1 protein-coding gene is annotated in these 748 nt (G+C 66.2%); it reads left to right on the top strand.

The window, feature by feature from the left end; all coding sequences use genetic code 11:
• A partial coding sequence (locus VR45_RS12485) for a transglycosylase domain-containing protein (protein ID WP_045939781.1) occupies positions 1-748 on the top strand: 748 nt, incomplete at both ends.

The following is a 748-nucleotide window of genomic DNA, read 5'->3' as shown; positions in this document are numbered from 1 at the left end:
GACCCTGGGCCGCAAGATCCAGGAGCTGAAGGTCGCGATCAAGCTGGAGGAGGATCTGACCAAGGACCAGATCCTCACCAACTACCTGAACATCACCTTCTACGGTCACCAGGCGTACGGGATCGAGGCCGCCTCCCAGCGGTACTTCAGCAAGAGCAACAAGGACCTCACCATCGCCGAGGCCGCCACCCTGGCCGGCCTGGTGCAGAACCCGTCGCAGTACGACCCGGTGCGCTTCCCGGAGAACGCGGTGAAGCGGCGCAACACCGTGATCGACAAGATGGTCGAGAACAAGCACGTCACCGCGGACCAGGCCAAGGAGGCCAAGGCCGCCCCGCTGGGCCTGAAGTACAAGGACCCGCAGAACGGCTGCATCACCGCCCAGGCGGGCATGGGCTTCTTCTGCGACTACGTCCGGCACGTGGTCAAGCAGGACCCGGCCTTCGGCAAGAACGCCGCCGAGCGGAAGAAGTTCTGGGACCAGGGCGGTCTGAACATCTACACCACCCTCGACCCGGACAAGCAGGCCGCCGCCCAGGCCGCGGTCACCGGCAAGGTCAAGGTCACCGACCCGGTGTCGGCCGCCGCGACCATGATGGAGCCGGGTACCGGCAAGATCCTGGCGATGGCCCAGACCCGCCCGTACGGCCTGGAGCCGTCCAAGAACCAGACCGTCGTCAACCTCAACGTCGACGCGGCGATGGGCGGCGGCAACGGCTTCCAGCCCGGCTCCACCTTCAAGCCGATC

The sequence above is a fragment of the Streptomyces sp. NRRL S-495 genome (assembly GCF_000966955.1).
GTDB classification, from domain to species: domain Bacteria; phylum Actinomycetota; class Actinomycetes; order Streptomycetales; family Streptomycetaceae; genus Kitasatospora; species Kitasatospora purpeofusca.
The sequence above is the reverse complement of the archived record's forward strand: the minus strand, read 5'-3'. Positions and strand labels throughout refer to the sequence as shown.